Raw genomic sequence first — 16,770 nt, 5'->3', positions numbered from 1 at the left:
GGATGAGTACAAAGAGAGCGCTTGTGATAGAGAGCCGGGTTAGGTGAAAGCCGGACTGGCGTGCTTTGGAAGATGGTCCTGGAGATACATGCCTTCGAGCCGAGTGTAAGGGGGCAGCGCGTGCCAACGTTACTGGCTTTGAGCCTTGTCTCATGATGAGGAAAATTTGGGTGGTACCACGTAAGAAAACCTTTCGTCCCGATGCGGCGAGAGGTTTTTTGTTTTATTCAAAAAAAAGAGAGGATGAATAGCGTGAGTGAAAAAACGTTTTATATTACGACACCAATTTATTACCCAAGCGGCAAGCTCCATATTGGGCACACCTATACGACCGTGGCTGGCGATGCAATGGCACGCTACAAACGGTTACGCGGCTATGATGTCCGCTATTTGACAGGGACAGATGAACATGGGCAAAAAATTGAGCAGAAGGCGAAGGAAAAAGGGATTTCTCCACTTGAATACACGAATGAAATGGTGAAACCGATTAAAGAGTTATGGAAGAAACTTGACATTTCACACGACGATTTTATCCGTACTACGGAAAAGCGCCATACAAACGTGGTCGAGAAAATTTTTGAACAACTTGTTGAACAAGGCGATATTTACTTAGGGGAGTATGAAGGTTGGTATTGTGTGTCCGATGAGACGTTTTATGGTGAACGGGAGCTTATTGACCCCATTAAAGACGAATCAGGCAACATCATCGGCGGAAAAAGCCCAGACTCTGGCCATCCAGTAGAAAAAGTCCGTGAAAAGTCTTACTTCTTCCGGATGAGCAAATACGCAGATCGCCTCCTAGCTTTCTATGAAGAGAACCCTGACTTTATCCAGCCAGCATCACGAAAAAATGAAATGATCAACAATTTCATTAAGCCTGGTCTGCAAGATTTGGCTGTTTCGCGGACATCCTTTACATGGGGCGTGAAAGTGCCAAGCAATCCAAAGCATGTCGTCTATGTGTGGATTGATGCGCTCACAAACTACATTACTGCACTTGGTTATGGAACAGCAGATGATACCCTTTATCAAAAGTACTGGCCTGCGGATGTCCATTTGGTCGGCAAAGATATTTTGCGTTTCCATACGATTTACTGGCCGATCATGTTAATGGCGCTTGATTTGCCGTTGCCGAAAAAAGTATTTGGCCATGGCTGGTTTTTGACGAAGGACGGCAAAATGTCAAAGTCTAAAGGAAACGTGGTTGACCCTGCGCCATTAATTGACCATTTTGGTCTCGATGCGATCCGCTATTACTTACTGCGGGAAGTGCCGTTTGGCGCTGATGGCGTATTTACACCGGAAGCATTTGTAGAACGAGTCAACTATGATTTAGCCAATGACCTTGGCAACTTGCTCAACCGTACCGTGGCGATGGTCAATAAATACTTTAATGGAGAAATCCCTGCTTACGTCAAAAGTGCATCGCCATTTGACGAGGACTTGCTTGACCTTGTCCAAGCAACGATTACAAAAGTGGAAGACGCGATGGAGGAAATGGAGTTCTCGATTGCTTTGGCAGCAATTTGGCAACTCGTTAGCCGTACGAACAAATACATTGACGAAACGCAGCCATGGTTGCTCGCAAAAGAAGAAGATAAGCGCGAACTTCTTGGTTCGGTCATGTACCACTTAGCCGAGTCACTTCGAATCATTTCTGTGCTAATCCGCCCATTCATGACACGAACGCCAGCAAAAATATGGGCACAGCTAGGCATTGACGAGAGTCTTGCTGGCTGGGAATCGATGCGCGTTTTTGGGCAACTTCCAGCAGGTACAAAGGTTAGCAAAGGCGAGCCTGTTTTCCCACGCCTTGATGTCGAAAAAGAAGTCGATTATATTGTCGAGCTTATGGGTGGCAAGGCCGACCCAGAACCTGAGGAAATTGAAGATGAAAATGAAATTACAATCGACGATTTTTCAAAGGTCGAGCTTAAGGTCGCCGAAGTAACAGCTGCTGAACCGGTGGAAGGCGCGGACCGACTGTTGAAAATCCAGTTGGACCTTGGCACAGAAACGCGCCAAGTTGTTTCAGGGATTGCTAAGTATTATGCACCAAGTGATTTGGTTGGAAAAAAAGTCATTTGCGTGACGAATTTAAAGCCTGTTAAACTACGTGGTGAATTGTCACAAGGGATGATTCTTGCTGGTTCAAAAGGAAAGAAATTGCAACTAGCAACCGTTGATGGTGATCTTCCTAACGGGGCGCAAGTAAAATAACATTTTGCCTAATCATACAAAGAACCAGTTGACCGGAGTTGCCGGCCGACTGGTTCTATTGTTTGTTTACACACTCTCACTCACTTTTGCCTTCTTCCTGTATTTCGGTGATGGAAAATTCAACGACACATGGGATTTGCGCAGTTTTATCGGCCCGTGCCTTTTCGCCGTATTTTATAAAAAGCTGGTGCATCTCTTCACGCATTTCTTCAATTAACGTATCGGACAAGTATAAAGGCGCCCTGCTTTTCGCACGATGCTCTTCCCCCTGTCCCCCAGGTCCCCTGAACAAAACGGTTTTCGCCTTATAATACTTTTCAACAATTCCTTTTACTGTTTCCACATGGTCAAGTTCCAGAATGCCATGGTCATACAATTGCTTAATATGGTAATAAATTGTTCCAGGGTTCTTCCCTAGCTGAACGGCTGTTTGTTTTGAAGTCATCGGTTTTTCTGCGAGCAAACTGATGATTTGCCCACGCAAAGGATCGGATATGATTTTTTGTTGTTTTAACGTAATGTCCATAATTTCATATTTTTGCATGACGATCCCTCATTTTAGTGAATATGCAAGTCGATTTATTTTTTTAAATTAACAGTAGATCTATTCTACCTATTGAGAAACAAAATTGCAACTGTATTGCCAGTACAAAAATCTTTATAACAGCCGATAAGGACTCCATTGTCCGAGTAAAAAAATAACGAAAAAAAAGCGAGTGACGAGTTGCTTTGAGTGGGTTCTGAGAGAATGATTATCATGGTTATAGCAAGCTGTGTAATAAACTGAGCATGATTTACAAATGAAAGGAGGCAAGTATGGAAGTCGGTTGCTAAGTAGAAAAAATAAAAGAAAGCAGGGGATGAGATTTGAGAAAGTTGTGGTCGTTAATGGTTGCGTTTTTGCTGGCGTTTGGTGCTTTTTCCGTACCAGCGTATGGGCAAGAAGGGGCTGAAGCAGCCAATGTTCATTTTTCAATGCAAGGGTTTGCCACTCTTAATGGTGGGACAACAGGGGGTGCTGGAGGAGAGGTTGTAACCGTTTCCACTGGTGATCAATTGATAGCCGCGCTAAAAAATAAAAAGGCGAACACACCTTTAACCATTTATATAGACGGAACGATCACGCCTGCAAACACATCTGCAAGCAAGATTGACATTAAAGATGTCAATGATGTGTCTTTGTTAGGGGTGGGAACAAATGGGGAACTTAATGGAATTGGCATTAAAGTATGGCGGGCCAATAACGTGATTATCCGCAATTTAAAAATCCATCATGTGAATACAGGCGATAAAGATGCAATTAGCATTGAAGGCCCGTCCAAAAACATTTGGGTTGACCATAACGAATTATATAATAGCCTTGATGTGCATAAGGACTATTATGATGGATTGTTTGATGTGAAACGCGATGCTGATTACATCACTTTCTCATGGAACTATGTACATGACAGCTGGAAGTCAATGCTGATGGGTTCGTCTGACAGCGATTCATACGGACGAAAAATCACATTCCACAATAATTACTTTGAAAACTTGAATTCCCGTGTGCCTTCTGTTCGTTTTGGCGAAGCCCATATTTTCAGCAATTACTACGCAGATATTAAAGCGACAGGGATCAATTCTCGGATGGGCGCTCAAGTACGAATCGAGGAGAACTATTTTGAAAGGGCAAACAATCCAATTGTGAGCCGAGACAGCAAGGAAATCGGGTATTGGCATTTGGTCAATAACCGCTATGTTCAATCGACTGGCGAGCAGCCAACTGTCTCGACAACGACTTATAATCCGCCATACAGCTATCAAGCAACGCCTGTAAACCAAGTCAAGGATGTGGTGCGGGCGAACGCCGGAGTTGGCGTTATTTCTCCTTAAAGCTGTGTGAAAGCGCTATCTAGAGAGAGAAAAAGGCAACCGTCTCTCGTTCTAGGAATAGAACGCTTTACATTTTTGCCTTCTTCCATTACGCTAACAGTAATGATGAAGGAGGTGAGTAGATAATGGATCTTTTTAATGGCAGCCAGGCAAAGTTTCGCGCCTATTTGTGGATTTGTCAGGCTATTTTTTCCGCTGTTGTTGCAAAATTGGACCAGTCTGTCCTTTTTTACGCAACTGCATAGGAAAAACCATTAGGAAGAGACATTTCTACTCGCATACGGATTGAGGCGGCGGAGAATTTCTCTGCCGTCTTTTTGGTGTACCCAAGTCTCTTCCTACTATCAAATAGGAGGAACGAAACGTGATTCTTTGTTATGCCAATCAAGTCAGCCAATCATATGGCGCTACACAAGTGTTTGCGAACCTGTCAATGGAAATTAAAAGCGGTGCCCGCATTGGCCTCGTCGGGCGGAATGGCGAAGGGAAGACAACGCTGGCCCGCATTCTTGCCGGAGTAGAACGCCCTGCAAGTGGCGAGATCGGCTGGCGAAAAGGACTGACGAAAGGCATGTTAGCCCAAGCACCTACCTATTCGCCAGACAAGTGTGTCTACACGATACTAGAAACGGTATTTAGCGATATAAAAAAAGTGAAAGAGCATATGACGCGATTGGAAGAAGTGCTCGCAATCGAGCAGCAACCAGCCAAGCTAGAACGTGTCTTAGAGGAATACGGCAGCTTGCAGCAGCAGTTTGCTGATGTTGGTGGCTTTGAATATGAGGCCAATATTCGCCGCATTGCCGCAGGGCTTGGCATTACGGGATTGCTTGAGAAACGTTGGGGAGCTCTTAGCGGTGGCGAACGGACGAAAGTCGGCCTAGCCTGTTTATTGTTGCAAAAGCCTGAATTACTCATTCTAGATGAACCAACTAACCATCTTGATCTGTACGCGTTTGATTGGCTTGCTGACTGGGTGCGCCATTATGCAGGAGCAGTGCTCATTATTTCTCATGACCGTGCTTTCCTTGATGCTGCTGTAACGGAAATATGGGAAATGGAGAACGGTGTGTTGCATCACTATGCAGCCAATTACAGTGGCTATTTAATAGAGCGGGAAGAACGCCTCATGAGAGAATTCCAGCAATACGCGGATCAACAGAAAAAGATCAAAAAGATGCGGGAAGCGATTAAGCGCTTAAAAGAATGGGCGAACCGCGCTAACCCGCCTAATGCAGGGATGCACCGTCAGGCTAAGAGCATGGAAAAAGCATTAGCGCGAATGGAAGAGCTAAAAAAGCCGCCGCAAACGAAGAAAGTAGAACTGTCTTTTGAGCAGCAAGGGCGCAGTGGTGAAGATGTAGTTGAACTAACATCAGTTTCGAAAACATTTGGCGAACGGCAAGTGCTCGGTCAAGTTGACTTAGCTGTGCGCCATCAAGAACGAGTCGCCCTTGTTGGCGCTAATGGGGAGGGGAAGTCGACGCTATTAAAGCTCATTTTAGGGGAGATCGAGCCTGATACAGGACAATGCAAAATAGGGGCTAGTGTTTCATTAGGCTATTTGTCACAGCATGGCACAGAACTTGATCCAAAGCAGACGGTGCTCGAAGCATTCCGTGCCAGTGCGCTTTTAACAGATGGCGAAGCCCGAGGCCAGTTGGCGCGCTTTTTGTTTTATGGGCAAGATGTTTTTAAGCGTGTCGCCGATTTAAGCGGAGGCGAAAAAATGCGGCTGCGGCTAGCCCAGTTGATTTTTGAAAAACATAACGTGCTCCTATTGGATGAACCGACAAACCATCTCGATATAGACTCAAAAGAAGTGCTTGAAGAGGCATTGGCTGAGTTTGCAGGCACGATCATCACGGTATCACATGACCGTTATTTTTTGAACAAACTTTTTCCTGTCACTTATTGGCTTGAAAATGGGGCTGTCACTCGTTATGAAGGCTCGTTTTCATACGCCTGGGCAAAACGAAAAAAACAATAGCAATAACCAGCCAAAGCAAAAGCGCCAGACAAAGGGAAATGCCCGTCGTTTGGCGCTTTTTTAGATGGAAGGGGCAATTGGCAAATAGATGGATTCGCGACCATTATGTTTCATCGATGTCGACCAGTTGGCGGACTGTGCCATCATCAACACGAACTTCAAATATATGGCGTCCTTAGCGAAGGAGAAAATGCCGCTGTCAAAATCCGTTTGCCACTCTTTAAAGAAGACGCCTTCATAGGTGAAGCCTTTGCTGGCGTCAAATCGCCGTTCATAAGGGCCATCTATTTGTTCCACCAAATAGGCAGATATGCCCCTTTCATAATTCTAATTATCCGTTTCATCGGCCCGTTCTTAAGGGACTACATGAAGATCAGCGAAAGGCGCTTTTTCAAGCAACGTGTCAATAATCGAACCGTCAAGTAAGGTAGTCCATAAATTTTCGGCAATTTGTGTTGCTTGTTTTTCTTTTGCCAAGTTGAGGATGACGTTTGTAATGTTGTAGGCATGAGATTTCTCTACACTCAAATCAGCGCCGTATTCATCAGCAAGTTCTTTAAAAATGGACATATCCATTTTTTTATCGTGTTTATACTCCTCCTCTGGCAAAGAATCAAACACAAGGATCGATAAAGGCGCGTTAAGTTGAGATGCAAGAGCGGCCACTCTTTTAATGAGTTTGCTGCCGTGATGGCCGTAATGGACGCAAACAAGGATCTGTTCGTTAGGCGAAGTAGACATCCATTTCCCTCCATTCCTTTTCTGATACTTACACACGGCAATGGCCGAATGAAAATCGGCAATTTTTGTACATGGCTTAGGAAAAGCCGTCATATACTGGACCAACCAGGCGAAGCAGGAGGTTGGTAGCATGGAACGATTGACCGAGAACCTTTATCCCGTTTCGACGAAGACGGTGAATGGCACAAAATGGGGGTATATAAACGACAGAGGGCGTATCCGCATTTCACTCGTTTATGATGGGGCAGAGCCTTTCCAAAAGAATGGTATGGCGATTGTTACGTTAACTGAAAAGCAAGGGCTTATTAATCAATTTGGCCGTTTTGCCGTTAAGCCAGTCTATAAAAGCATTCAGCCTTTTTCAGAAGAACGGGCCATAATTCAAACAAAAGACGGGTTTAAAATGATGGATGAGGAAGGCCATGTACGCACGAAAAAAACGTATGCCTACATTGCTCCAATGAAAAATGGCCGTGCGCTGTTTCAAACAAATGGCCGTTACGGGTTTCTTAATCCTGCTGGCGAGGAAGTCATAGCAGCCCATTATCTTTTTGCCTTTGATTTTGACGAAGGAAAAGCAGTAGTGCAAACGAAAACCGCAGAGTTTCAACTGATTGATGAGAACGGTCATGTGCTGCATACATATCCATATACCGATGTTGGATCGCTAAGCGAAGGACGGATAGCTTTTAAGGAAGGCGATCTTTATGGCTATTTGGATGAGGCAGGAAATGTTGTTATTCCGCCCAAATATGGCATGGCTTTTGCCTATGAGGATGGCTTTGCGATTATCGCAACCAGTGGCGACAACTATTCTTATGGGTTGATCAACAAAGCAGGCGACACCGTATTTGAACCTACATACAATGAAATACGCTTGCTTCAAGAAGGACGTATTGCGCTTGGGAAAGCGAAGGACGCCAATAGGCCGTTTTTAAGCCGTTATGCGATTGCTGATACAAGCGGGGCCGTATTGACGGACTTTGTCTATGATGATGTTGGCTCTTTTAGGAAAGGTACTGCCAGCGCGGTGAAGTCAGACAAAACGTTTTTTATTGATAAAGAAGGCCATAAAGTCAAGACATTTCCGGCTTTTTCTGGTACAGGTGTACTTCGGAAGGATAATGGCATTGTTTCAGCATTTATTGACCAGCGCCTTTTTTATACAGATGAGCATGGAAAAATCATTTGGCACCCGGAGACAGAAATACCACTGCGCCGTCCTTATCGCATCCAAGAACGCCTCTATAAACGTGGACCCAATTATTACGTCTATTATCCACAAATTGAAGGGATGGCGAACCAACTTGAACAACAGGCCATCAACCAAAAATTGGCGAAACAAGCGGGAGTACGCCATGTTACGGAGACAGAAACAAAGGAACGTACGTTTACAGGTGATTTTAATGTTTTATTTTTTAAAAAACACCTCGTTGTGTTGGAAATCGATGGCTATACGTATCCATTTGGAGCAGCGCATGGGATGCCAACAAGGACTTTTGCAAATGTAGACGTACGCAATGGCCATGATTATGCCCTTTCGGAGCTATTTAAACATGGCCGTGATTATGTGACAGCGTTAAGCAAACTAGTAGGCGAACAAATTAAAAAAAGGGCTGATGATTACTTTCCAGATGCATACAAAGGGGTGAAAAGCACCCAACCTTTCTATGTTGATGAGCATGCGCTCTATCTTGTCTTTGATGTATATGAGCTGGCGCCTTATGCGGCTGGTTTTCCTACTTTCAAAATCCCCTTTGCCGAGATTGAACCGATCATTGACCAATCAGGGCCGTTTTGGCAGTCGTTCCACTATCACCATCAGCCAAACTGATGGAAAACTGCCAGAAAACGAGGGGAAATGGGTGTTCATGGGCAAAGGGTTTTGTGTACACGAAACGGCTAGGAGAGGCAAGCGGCGAAGTATGCGTGCGTTTGTCTCTAGTCTGTAAAGGGTGCCCACTTTTTTAATGCTTTACTTGCGTTCACATAGCCAAAAGGCATAAAATGCCTTTGAGGTGAATAGTGATGTTATTTGATACGCATGTCCACTTGAATGCCAAGCAGTTCCACGGAGATGTCAAGGAAACGATTGCCAGGGCGCAGGAAGCAGGCGTTAAAGAAATGGTTGTCATAGGTTTTGACGAGCCTACAATTGAGCGGGCGATGGAACTGATCGAACAATACAACGATTTATATGCGGCTGTCGGTTGGCACCCGGTAGACGCCATAGATATGAAGGATAAGCATTTGCACTGGTTGGAAGAGCTGTCAGCCCATCCGAAAGTGGTTGCTCTTGGCGAAATGGGCCTTGATTACCATTGGGACAAATCGCCAAAGGATGTCCAAAAAGAAGTGTTCCGCAAACAAATTGCTTTAGCAAAAAAAGTAAACTTGCCGATTATTATTCACAATCGCGAAGCCGACCAAGATGTTGTCCAACTCCTTGAGCAAGAAGGAGCAGCTGAAGTTGGCGGCATTATGCATTGTTTTGGCGGCAGCGTTGAAATAGCAGACCGTTGCTTAAACATGAATTTCCATATAGGCCTAGGCGGCCCTGTCACATTTAAAAACGCCAGACGGCCAAAAGAAGTAGCTGCGCATGTGCCGATTGAACGGTTGCTGATCGAAACCGATTGTCCTTATCTGGCTCCTCACCCTTATCGAGGAAAACGAAATGAGCCGGCCTATGTAAAGCGGGTTGCAGAAGATATCGCAGAATTACGGGGTATAAGTTATGAGGAGCTGAGCCGGAAAACGAGGGAAAACGCACTGAAATTATTTGGAATTAAAGATAATAGTTAGTTATTGTTCCTATCATTTGGACAAATTGCAAAGGTTACTGCTTTGTTACGTTTGTGTAACTGTTGTTGACACGCTATTCGTTCGTCTCTATAATTCGGTGCTTGAGGAGGGACGAACGATGAGCGATAAGCACAACCTGTTGAATAGGCCTGAAGCCGACCCTGCCATTAGGCGGAGGATCTTGATTGCAGTCGCGCTTTTCCTAGGACTAATTCTTATTTTATCTGGATTATTTGAGTTGACCAAAAAAGCGGTTGCTGTTGAACAAAACGGTGAGAAGGTTACTGTGCGCACGCACGAATCGACAGTCGCGGATTTGCTTGAAAGCTTGGAGATTCGTGTAGGGGAGCATGATTTGATTGAGCCGTCGTTGCAAACGGAGATTGAATCTGGGATGGACATTGTTTATAAGCCTGCGGCTGAAGTGACATTGTCTGTTGCCGGTGAAGAGACAACAGTCTACACAGTTGCTGACAATGTAAACGATTTGTTTGCTGAGTTAGGAATCGAACCAAAAGCCGAAGACGAGATTGAACCAAGTGGAGATACCCCGATTGAGGATGGGTTACATATTGCCTATTCGCCAGCCGTGCTTTTAACTTTTGCCTCTGACGGCAATGAAGACGAGTACTGGAGCACCTCAGCGACTGTCGCTGACTTTTTGAAAGAAGCCAATGTCGAGCTTGGCGAACTCGACCGAGTTGAGCCAGATCTAGACGAAGAATTGCGAGACGGGCTTGATATCCGCCTCGTACGTGTTGAAAAAGTCACCGATGTCATTGAGGAACCAACTGCATTTGAAACGCTTCGCGAAGAAGACAACGATTTAAACCAGGGCGTGGAGCGTGTAGTAGAACAAGGGAAAAAAGGCAAGCAAGCTCTTCACTATGAAGTGACGCTCGAAGACGGCATCGAGGTTGACAGGCAGCTTGTGAAGAAGGAAACCGTTGAAGAGAGTGAAAACCGCATTATTGCGATTGGAACAAAACAAGAAGAGGCAAAAGAGTATGTCTCTGAGACGCAAACGGCCCATGAAACAGTAACCCAAGAACCAGTGAATGAAGAACCAGTGAATGAAGAGCCGGTTAGCCAACCGGAAAAAGAACCGGCAAAGTCGGAAAAACCGGAACAGGAAAGCGAGCCGCAACCGCAAGAAAAACAAGAAGTGCAGCAAGAGAAACAACAAAAGACGTTGCAAATGCAATCGACTGCTTATACAGCAGCTTGTGACGGCTGCAGCGGAGTTACAGCAACTGGCATTGATTTAAAAAGCAACGCCAATATGAAAGTTATTGCTGTAGATCCAAGTGTCATCCCCCTCGGCACCCGTGTACACGTTGAAGGGTACGGCGAAGCCATTGCTGGTGATACAGGCGGTGCTATCAAAGGAAACAAAATTGACGTACACGTCCCGACAAAAGAAGATGCTACGAACTATGGAAGCAAAAGCGTGAAAGTGACAATACTCGATTAATAAGCGAAAAAAGCAAGCTGCTGGCAAAGCACTTGCTTTTTTTTTGCATGAAAACAGGCTACAATAACGTCATGGTCTTTTTAGAGAACGGAGTGAACGACATTTTAGTGATCAATGAAATGATTGTTGTGGAAGGAAGAAAGGACACGGTTTCCATCAAACGGGCTGTTGAAGCGGATACGATTGAAACAAATGGATCGGCGGTCGGCGAGTCTGTGTTAAAACAAATCGAGCTTGCTGCCCAACGCCGCGGTGTCATCGTATTTACGGATCCGGACTACGCAGGGAACCGCATTCGCCAAATTGTCAGCAAGCGAGTGCCAGGCTGCAAGCATGCATTTATCAAAAAAGCGGACGCGAACCCGAAACAGCAGGGGAAGAGTGTAGGCGTAGAGCATGCCTCGCCCTATGCAATCCGGGAGGCGCTTCTTGCCGTTCGTACGGAGCAGCTTGAGCCCTTTGCAGCACAAATGACGGTTGCTGATTTAATGGAAGCAGGATTATTATCAGGAAAAGGGGCGAGAAGCCGCCGCGAACGTTTAGGCGAGCACTTGTCGATCGGCTATGCCAACGGAAAACAGCTTTTGAAGCGGCTGCACATCTTTCGGATCACCCCTGAAGAATTTAAGGAAGCGGTGAGGTGGATAAACAAACAGGAGGAAAGTGAAGTTGAATAAAGACATTGCGACACCAGCGCGGACAAATGCAATTTTAAAAAAGCACGGATTTACATTAAAGAAAAGTTTAGGACAAAATTTTCTCATTGATTTGAACATCCTTGCCAAGATTGTGGAAGCAAGTGGTTTCGATGAACAAGACGGCATTGTCGAAATTGGTCCAGGCATAGGCGCCTTAACGGAACAACTGGCGAAAAAAGCAGACAAAGTGGTCGCCTTTGAAATTGACGGCCGTTTAATCCCGGTATTGGAAGACACCCTTTCGGCTTACCCGAATGTTAAGATTATCCACTCTGATGTGCTTAAAGCCGACTTGGCCGGTGTGCTGGACACTGAGTTTTCGAAAGGGCAAGCTATCCATGTTGTTGCCAATTTGCCCTATTATGTCACTACCCCTATTTTAATGAAATTGCTGGAAGACAGGCTCCCTTTTAAAAGCATCACCGTCATGATCCAAGCAGAAGTAGCAGAGCGAATTGCGGCAAAGCCAGGGTCGAAAGAATACGGTGCCCTATCGATCGCTGCCCAATATTACGCGGAAGCAAAGCCAATGGTGGTTGTGCCGGCCTCTGTTTTCGTGCCACAGCCACGGGTTGATTCAAGTGTATTAAAATTAACGATTCGCGAAAAGCCGTTAGTGGAAGTCATTGATGAACGTTGGTTTTTTGACGTATTCCACGCTAGTTTTGCCAATCGCAGAAAAACAATTTTAAACAACCTTGTCCATAACCTTGCCGGGAAGGACGCCAAAGCCGCTGTTGAACAAGGGCTGTCCGAGGCGGGGATTGATCCGAAACGCCGGGGTGAGACGCTGTCACCGCAAGAATTTGCTCGTTTGAGCGATGCCCTTTATTCAACGTTGCGGAAAGCTGACCGATAAAGGAACCATCGCCGTTGCCTCTTCATAGGCTATCGCAGAGGGGGCAACGCGATGACAATACAAGTTGGTGATGTGGTAGGCCGACTCTCTTATGATTGCGATGTCTTGTTTCGTGTGCTTGCAATCGAGCGCGGCTTGGCAACATTAGTCGGTGAAGAAATGCGTCTGCTGGCGGATGCGCCAGTGACCGATCTAAAAAAGATGTCCGCAAAAGAACGGGAAACGGATAAAAAGCGACAAAAAGAGCGAGAGGATGTTTCCTACCGGTTGTTTCGCCAAGATGCAAAATTAATGAAACGAAGGCAAGAATATCAAGCTGCATCAGGCTACGAAGAAACGCCGCGTTTTTTTGAAATGAGAGGCCGTGTTCTTCACTTAGATGGAGACTCAAATTATTTAAATCGTTGCACGGCGTTATATGAAAAATTCGGCGTCCCCGTTTACGGCGTCCACATGGAAGAAAAAGAAATGCCAACGCAAATGGCCTCGCTTATGGAAATGGTCCAACCGGATATTGTTGTGATTACAGGGCATGATGCCTACTCAAAAGCAAAAGGAGACAGGAATGAGTTAAAGGCTTATCGCCACACAAAGTATTTTGCGGACTGTGTCCGTATTGCAAGAAGCACGGTACAAAGCCGTGATGACTTGCTTATTTTTGCTGGGGCCTGTCAGTCCCATTTTGAGACGTTAATTAAAGCTGGCGCTAATTTTGCCAGTTCCCCAGAACGTGTTAACATCCACGCGCTTGATCCAGTCTATATTGCATCAAGGCTTAGTCGTACTTCTTTTTTAGAGACGGTTAATTTATGGGAAATATTGCGCAATACCATTACAGGACAAAAAGGAATAGGCGGCATTGAAACACGTGGCTGTATGCGCCTCGGTTTGCCGTTAAAAGAGCAAGATGAAACGCCTCAAACGCCTCAAACCGACTGAGGCGTTTTTTTGGCTGTCATTGACATTTATTAGCATACATAAAGGAAGCGTTTTTAGTATATCCTACAAACAACAAAAGTTGACAAAGATAGTTGTTGACAAACAGGTTTACTGGTTGTTATAATTTAAAATTTGACTTTTTTGTAATTGCGTTATATACTATGAAGAGCGAGGTGGTTGTGAGTATGGCAAACACAATAATTGACATTAAACGGGCACTAGACAAAAATGTTGGCAAGCGTATTACCATTAAGGCAAATGGCGGACGCAGACGCTCTTCAGAGCAGTCAGGCATGATTGAGGAGACATATCCTGCCGTGTTTATTGTTAAATTGGATGAAGACCAAAACTCGGTGGAACGCGTCTCTTACAGCTATGCGGATGTGCTCACTGAAACAGTTGAACTGTTTTTGTCAGGAGAAAACGGCCAAAAAGCAACAATTATATAGGAATAGGCGTTTGCCTCAGTGACTTTCTTTCCAGCAAAAAGAAAGTCTTTTTTTTGTCCATTTGCTCATACTAAGGGTGCTGGGCTAACCAGCAACAAGCAAAAGGAGCGGGTTTAAAATGGGGAGAAGACGAGGCATTATGTCAGATCGCTTAAAAGAAGAACTTGCAAAAGAGCTTGGTTTTTATGATACGGTCCAAAAAGAAGGCTGGGGCGGCATTACGACAAGAGACGCAGGGAACATGGTAAAACGTGCGATCGAAATTGCCGAACGAAACTTGCAAAATGGACAGTAATGGTTTGAAGCCTGTTGCGCAGCCGCGCAACAGGCTTGTTTATATCTGTGAACGAAATAGGGCATACAGAGGTGTTTCTCTGTTGCTAGAGCTGGCAGGATAGAAAAGGTGGTATGTTGCACGGACAAGTGATAAAATAACGAAAGCATATGCGAGTATAGAAGGTGACGATGTGAAGTATTCAATTAAAGCGCCTGCAAAGATCAATTTGTCCCTTGATGTGATAAGGAAACGGGAAGATGGTTATCATGAAGTTGAAATGATCATGACAATGGTGGACTTAGCTGACCGAGTCGATTTATCACTCCGGGCTGATGGAGGCATATCGATAGACGTTTCTGAAGGGTTTGTCCCGAGTGATGAGCGGAACTTTGCTTACCAAGCGGCATCGTTGTTAAAAAAACGGTACAATGTTAAAGAGGGCGTACACATTTACATTACGAAACGGATACCGGTAGCAGCGGGCCTGGCTGGCGGCAGCAGCGATGCAGCCGCAACGTTAAAGGGCTTAAATGAGCTTTGGAAACTCGGCCTCTCAGTGGATGAACTGGCAACGCTAGGCGCTGAGATTGGTTCTGACGTTTCTTTTTGTGTGTACGGCGGCACGGCGCTAGCGACAGGAAGAGGAGAGCAAATTAAGCCGATTGCTTCCCCCCCGCCCTTATGGGTGATTTTGGCAAAGCCACCAATTGGCCTGTCAACGGCGGACGTTTATAATGGCCTAAAGTTAAGCGAGGCAAGGCATGCAAAAACAGCAGAGATGATTGCGGCTCTTGAGCGCCAAGATGCTGCATCCATTTGTGCGTTGCTCCATAATACATTGGAAGATGTGACGCTACGGCTTTATCCGGAGGTCGCCCATATTAAAGAGCAAATGAAACGCTTTGGCGCTAACGGTGTACTAATGAGTGGAAGCGGTCCGACTGTTTTTGGCATTGTCGAAAAGGAGTCGCGGGTTAACCGGATTTATAACGGCCTTCGTGGCTTTTGTGATGAAGTGTACGCAGTGCGACTGATTCGTACAAGCGACACTTGTCCAAATACGGATGAAAATGGTATGTTATAAATAAATATTCGGTTATGAGTGCGGAGGGATTATGAAAAAGTTGAAGCGCAGTGGGCGCCTTGTAGATATGACTCATTTTTTGCTGCAACATCCCCATGAAATCGTATCACTAACCCATTTTTCTGAACGTTATCAAGCGGCTAAATCCTCTATTAGTGAAGACTTGGTCATTATTAAAGACATGTTTGAAGAAGAAGGCTACGGTGCGTTAGTGACGATACCAGGGGCAAGCGGCGGCGTAAAGTTTATGCCAAAGATGAACAAAAAAGAAGCAGAGCAATTAATTGGCGAATTGGTACAGGCGTTAAACAAACAAGAACGGATTTTGCCAGGCGGTTACCTGTATATGATGGACTTGTTAGGCAATCCAAAGTTAATGCACAAAGTGGGCCGCTTGTTTGCAGCAGTGCTTGCCGATAAGGAAATTGATGCGGTTATGACGGTAGCAACGAAAGGCATCCCCCTTGCTTATGCTGTCGGCCATTATTTAGGGGTTCCCGTTAGCATTGTAAGAAGGGATCACCGCATTACAGAAGGTTCAATGGTCAGCATTAATTATGCTTCTGGATCTTCTGACCGAATCCAGACAATGACGCTCGCACGAAGAAGCTTGGCGCCAGGATCAAACGTATTCATCGTTGATGATTTTATGAAAGCAGGCGGTACACTTCGAGGAATGGTCGATTTGCTCGAAGAGTTTGAAGCCGATTTAGTTGGCATTGGCGTATTGGTCGAGTCGGCGGAAGTGTCGGAAAGGCTTGTTGATGATTATTTGTCTTTGACAAAATTAACGAACGTCAATGTTCGTGAAAAAGTGATCGATGTTACAGAAGGAAACATTCTAACCAAATTAGAAACATCTTAAAGGAGGCTGCTTTATGAAAGTCGTGCATACCAATGAAGCGCCGGCAGCAATCGGCCCTTATTCACAAGGAATTATTGTAGGAAATCTCTTCTTTTCATCTGGGCAAATTCCACTTACTCCTGCTGGGGAACTGGTTACAGGTGGAGTAGAAGAGCAAACCCATCAAGTGTTTGCAAACGTAAAGGCGGTATTGGAAGAAGCCGGTTCATCACTTGAAAAAGTGGTAAAGGCGACCGTTTTCATCAAAGATATGAACGATTTCCCGCGTATTAATGAAGTGTACGGCAGCTATTTCCGTGAACATAAGCCGGCAAGGTCATGTGTGGAAGTAGCGCGGCTGCCTAAAGATGTACTTATTGAAGTGGAAGTCATTGCAACCATTTAAAACACTGATCTTCTACTACTCTGGATGATCGTCTGAGTACGGTTGTCGTCAAAGTCGACTGAAGCACCTTTCTCATGCTGGGAAAGGTGCTTTTTCGCTGGTAAAAAAGTTT

General features: G+C 45.2%; 17 protein-coding genes. 14 read left to right on the top strand and 3 right to left on the bottom strand.

Translation table 11 applies throughout. The features are described from left to right. Positions 1 to 243: 243 nt before the first annotated feature. Positions 244 to 2,220 (top strand): methionine--tRNA ligase, encoded by a 1,977-nt coding sequence (metG, locus tag N6H06_RS21455; RefSeq protein WP_062751170.1) that lies wholly within the window; start codon positions 244 to 246, stop codon positions 2,218 to 2,220. A 76-nt stretch (positions 2,221 to 2,296) separates the two neighbouring features. On the opposite strand, the gene N6H06_RS21450 is transcribed toward metG, so the two are convergent. Beyond that, positions 2,297 to 2,764 carry an ArsR/SmtB family transcription factor gene (locus N6H06_RS21450; RefSeq protein WP_062751124.1) on the bottom strand — a complete coding sequence of 156 codons (468 nt, stop codon included), beginning with the start codon at positions 2,762 to 2,764 and terminating at the stop codon, positions 2,297 to 2,299. A gap of 323 nt (positions 2,765 to 3,087) precedes the next feature. Here N6H06_RS21450 and N6H06_RS21445 point away from each other — a divergent pair, with 323 nt between their 5' ends. Beyond that, complete coding sequence (locus N6H06_RS21445; RefSeq protein WP_404830377.1) at positions 3,088 to 4,092, top strand: pectate lyase family protein; 1,005 nt, start codon at positions 3,088 to 3,090, stop codon at positions 4,090 to 4,092. A 364-nt stretch (positions 4,093 to 4,456) separates the two neighbouring features. Then, a complete protein-coding gene (abc-f, locus tag N6H06_RS21440) occupies positions 4,457 to 6,082 on the top strand; it encodes a ribosomal protection-like ABC-F family protein (protein ID WP_062751120.1) in 1,626 nt (541 codons plus the stop codon). Positions 6,083 to 6,142: 60 nt separating this feature from the next. Here abc-f and N6H06_RS21435 read toward each other — a convergent pair whose 3' ends face one another. Both N6H06_RS21435 and N6H06_RS21430 read right to left on the bottom strand, forming a co-directional pair. Further along, positions 6,143 to 6,382 (bottom strand): hypothetical protein, encoded by a 240-nt coding sequence (locus tag N6H06_RS21435; RefSeq protein ID WP_062751119.1) that lies wholly within the window; start codon positions 6,380 to 6,382, stop codon positions 6,143 to 6,145. Between the two features lie 54 nt (positions 6,383 to 6,436). Then, positions 6,437 to 6,823: an adenine nucleotide alpha hydrolase family protein gene (locus tag N6H06_RS21430; protein ID WP_263707916.1), complete on the bottom strand. Its 387-nt coding sequence runs from the start codon at positions 6,821 to 6,823 to the stop codon at positions 6,437 to 6,439. 130 nt (positions 6,824 to 6,953) lie between these two features. Between N6H06_RS21430 and N6H06_RS21425 the strand changes: the two genes are divergently transcribed. The 11 genes from N6H06_RS21425 to N6H06_RS21370 all read left to right on the top strand — a co-directional run bounded on the left by N6H06_RS21425 (position 6,954) and on the right by N6H06_RS21370 (position 16,658). Continuing rightward, a complete protein-coding gene (locus tag N6H06_RS21425; protein WP_263707915.1) occupies positions 6,954 to 8,657 on the top strand; it encodes a WG repeat-containing protein in 1,704 nt (567 codons plus the stop codon). 194 nt (positions 8,658 to 8,851) lie between these two features. Further along, positions 8,852 to 9,628, top strand: coding sequence for a TatD family hydrolase (locus N6H06_RS21420; RefSeq protein ID WP_263707914.1), 777 nt, complete (start codon positions 8,852 to 8,854; stop codon positions 9,626 to 9,628). A gap of 118 nt (positions 9,629 to 9,746) precedes the next feature. Then, a complete protein-coding gene (locus tag N6H06_RS23120) occupies positions 9,747 to 11,102 on the top strand; it encodes a G5 and 3D domain-containing protein (protein ID WP_302475452.1) in 1,356 nt (451 codons plus the stop codon). A 92-nt stretch (positions 11,103 to 11,194) separates the two neighbouring features. After that, positions 11,195 to 11,779 (top strand): ribonuclease M5, encoded by a 585-nt coding sequence (gene rnmV / locus N6H06_RS21405; RefSeq protein WP_153020600.1) that lies wholly within the window; start codon positions 11,195 to 11,197, stop codon positions 11,777 to 11,779. After that, the gene (gene rsmA, locus N6H06_RS21400) at positions 11,772 to 12,659 is read left to right on the top strand and encodes a 16S rRNA (adenine(1518)-N(6)/adenine(1519)-N(6))-dimethyltransferase RsmA (RefSeq protein WP_062751112.1); all 888 of its coding nucleotides are present in this window, start codon (positions 11,772 to 11,774) and stop codon (positions 12,657 to 12,659) included. The genes rnmV and rsmA overlap by 8 nt, the downstream gene beginning before the upstream one ends. A gap of 51 nt (positions 12,660 to 12,710) precedes the next feature. After that, positions 12,711 to 13,598, top strand: coding sequence for a sporulation peptidase YabG (gene yabG, locus N6H06_RS21395; RefSeq protein ID WP_062751110.1), 888 nt, complete (start codon positions 12,711 to 12,713; stop codon positions 13,596 to 13,598). Positions 13,599 to 13,783: 185 nt separating this feature from the next. After that, positions 13,784 to 14,047, top strand: coding sequence for a Veg family protein (locus tag N6H06_RS21390; RefSeq protein WP_011244936.1), 264 nt, complete (start codon positions 13,784 to 13,786; stop codon positions 14,045 to 14,047). Positions 14,048 to 14,165: 118 nt separating this feature from the next. Beyond that, the gene (locus N6H06_RS21385; protein WP_062751108.1) at positions 14,166 to 14,342 is read left to right on the top strand and encodes a small, acid-soluble spore protein, alpha/beta type; all 177 of its coding nucleotides are present in this window, start codon (positions 14,166 to 14,168) and stop codon (positions 14,340 to 14,342) included. Between the two features lie 172 nt (positions 14,343 to 14,514). After that, positions 14,515 to 15,408: a 4-(cytidine 5'-diphospho)-2-C-methyl-D-erythritol kinase gene (gene ispE / locus N6H06_RS21380; protein ID WP_062751106.1), complete on the top strand. Its 894-nt coding sequence runs from the start codon at positions 14,515 to 14,517 to the stop codon at positions 15,406 to 15,408. A gap of 31 nt (positions 15,409 to 15,439) precedes the next feature. Beyond that, positions 15,440 to 16,273: a pur operon repressor gene (purR, locus tag N6H06_RS21375; RefSeq protein WP_062751104.1), complete on the top strand. Its 834-nt coding sequence runs from the start codon at positions 15,440 to 15,442 to the stop codon at positions 16,271 to 16,273. Between the two features lie 13 nt (positions 16,274 to 16,286). Beyond that, the gene (locus N6H06_RS21370; RefSeq protein ID WP_062751103.1) at positions 16,287 to 16,658 is read left to right on the top strand and encodes a RidA family protein; all 372 of its coding nucleotides are present in this window, start codon (positions 16,287 to 16,289) and stop codon (positions 16,656 to 16,658) included. The last annotated feature ends 112 nt before the right edge of the window (positions 16,659 to 16,770 follow it).

The sequence above is a fragment of the Shouchella tritolerans genome (assembly GCF_025770735.1).
Taxonomy (GTDB): Bacteria; Bacillota; Bacilli; order Bacillales; family Bacillaceae_D; genus Shouchella; species Shouchella tritolerans.
This window is presented reverse-complemented; position numbering and strand designations above follow the sequence as displayed.